1 protein-coding gene, 3 pseudogenes and 1 riboswitch are annotated in these 1892 nt (G+C 74.3%); all 4 genes and pseudogenes read right to left on the bottom strand.

Annotated features, from left to right (window positions below; genetic code table 11):
- A pseudogene (locus AC2W7G_RS15140) lies at positions 1–193 on the bottom strand (hypothetical protein); the annotation flags it as partial.
- Between the two features lie 82 nt (positions 194–275).
- Positions 276–404, bottom strand: a riboswitch (FMN riboswitch).
- 215 nt (positions 405–619) lie between these two features.
- Positions 620–1288: a ribulose-phosphate 3-epimerase gene (gene rpe, locus AC2W7G_RS15135; protein ID WP_485869167.1), complete on the bottom strand. Its 669-nt coding sequence runs from the start codon at positions 1286–1288 to the stop codon at positions 620–622.
- A gap of 105 nt (positions 1289–1393) precedes the next feature.
- Positions 1394–1708 (bottom strand): annotated as a pseudogene (locus tag AC2W7G_RS15130) (class I SAM-dependent methyltransferase); the annotation flags it as partial.
- Positions 1615–1892 (bottom strand): annotated as a pseudogene (locus tag AC2W7G_RS15125) (hypothetical protein); the annotation flags it as partial. The pseudogenes AC2W7G_RS15125 and AC2W7G_RS15130, both read right to left, overlap by 94 nt.

The following is a 1892-nucleotide window of genomic DNA, read 5'->3' as shown; positions in this document are numbered from 1 at the left end:
CGGCCTGGGCGAGCGCGTCGACCTCGGCGTGCGGGGTGCCGCGCCGCGGTGGTGGCCGACCGCGACCTGCGTGCCGTCGGGAGCCAGGAGCACGCAGCCGACGCGCGGGGTTGGGCAGCGCGCGCGGGATGCTGCGCGCCGCGTCCAGGGCGCGGCGCATCGCCTGCTGCTCGACGTCGGTGGCGGTGGCCATCGGTCCCTCCGGTCGCGATCGGGCGCGCGGACTCCGGGACCTCGGTCGCAGACGTCGCGGGCATCGCCCGGACGTCGACGACCGCGTGCACCTCCCATCCGGACTTTCACCGTCGGTACCGGAATCCCACCGGTTCAACCGCACGTCCTGGGACGTGCGGGTCGCGGACTGTCACCGCCGGCTCGGAATTGCACCGACCCCGGAGCACGCGAGCGTGAAGCTCGTTACGCCGGGAAGTCTAGCCCGTCGCTCCAGCGCGGCGCGGGGCGTCTCGTCAGGTGGCAGTACGCCTGGGCGGTGACGTGGCAACCTCTCACCGCAAGGAGCGGTGACCTGGCAACGTCACACCGCGGGGAGCGGTGATCTGGCAACGCCACAGGACCGCGATTCGGTTGCTGGCTCACCGCTCCGCGCGGCGCGCCGGGGTCACGGGTGGGAACAGGCGGCGACGGCCTTGTCGCGCAGCGCGCCGACCATGGCCTCGGGGTCGTCGGCGCCGAACACCGCCGACCCGGCGACGAAGACGTCCGCGCCCGCCTCGGCGCAGCGCTCGATCGTCTCCAGCGAGACGCCGCCGTCGACCTGCAGCCACACCTCGGCGCCGGAGCGCTCGATGAGCTCACGGGTGCGGCGGATCTTGGGCAGGCACAGGTCGAGGAACTTCTGACCGCCGAAGCCCGGCTCCACGGTCATGACCAGCACCATGTCGAGCTCAGGCAGGAGGTCCGCGTAGGGCTCGATGGGCGTGGCCGGCTTGAGCGCCATGGACGCGCGGGCGCCCTGCGCGCGGATCTCGCGGGCCAGGCGCACGGGCGCCTGGGCGGCCTCGACGTGGAAGGTGACGCTGCCGGCCCCGGCCTCGACGAACTGCGGCGCCCAGCGGTCGGGCTGCTCGATCATGAGGTGGGCGTCGATCGGCTGGTCGGCCGCCTTCGCCAGGGCCTCGATCACCGGCGCGCCGAGCGTCAGGTTGGGCACGAAGTGGTTGTCCATGACGTCCATGTGCAGCCAGTCGGCGCCGGGGATGCGCGCGGCCTCCGCGGCGAGGTTCGCGAAGTCGGCGTTGAGCAGGCTCGGGGTGATCTGGATGCCCATGCGCCGGAGCCTAGCGGTGCCCGACCACGGCACTGGGCGCGACGTTGTGCACGCCTCCCCCGGTGTGTCGCGTGCACAACGTCACGCTCAGCGAAAAGGTGAGCGCTACTCCGCGGTGCGGCGCAGGACGGCGGCGAACATCGCGTCGGTGCCGTCGACGTGCGGCCACCAGCGGCGGACGTCCTCGAGCTCGGCGACGCCGGACGCGGTGGCCGCCTCGACCACGCCGACCGTCTCGTCGGGGTGCGGCGAGCAGGTCGCGTAGACCACGACCCCGCCGGGACGCACGAGCGAGAGCGCCCGGCCCAGCAGCTCGACCTGCAGCGTCACGAGCTCGGGCACGTCCTCGGCCCGGCGCCGCCAGCGCGACTCCGGACGGCGGCGCAGTGCGCCGAGCCCGGTGCACGGCGCGTCGACGAGGACGCGGTCGAACGAGCCGGGCTGCCACGGGCCCTCACGTCCGTCGTGGACGGTGACCTCGCGTCGGGCAGCTGGCGCACCGTCTTGCGGACGAGCTCGGCCCGGTGCTCCTGCGCCTCGTTGGCGACCAGGTGCGCGCCGCGCTGGGCGGCCACGGCGCCGAGCAGCGCGGCCTTGCCGCCGG

Source organism: Aeromicrobium sp. PFPM2_SD2, from assembly GCF_057364525.1.
This window is presented reverse-complemented; position numbering and strand designations above follow the sequence as displayed.

What these genes read in the sequence shown, in the direction of transcription:
- rpe (WP_485869167.1), bottom strand. Translation starts at nt 1,288, where the DNA reads ATGGGCATCCAGATCACCCCGAGCCTGCTCAACGCCGACTTCGCGAAC.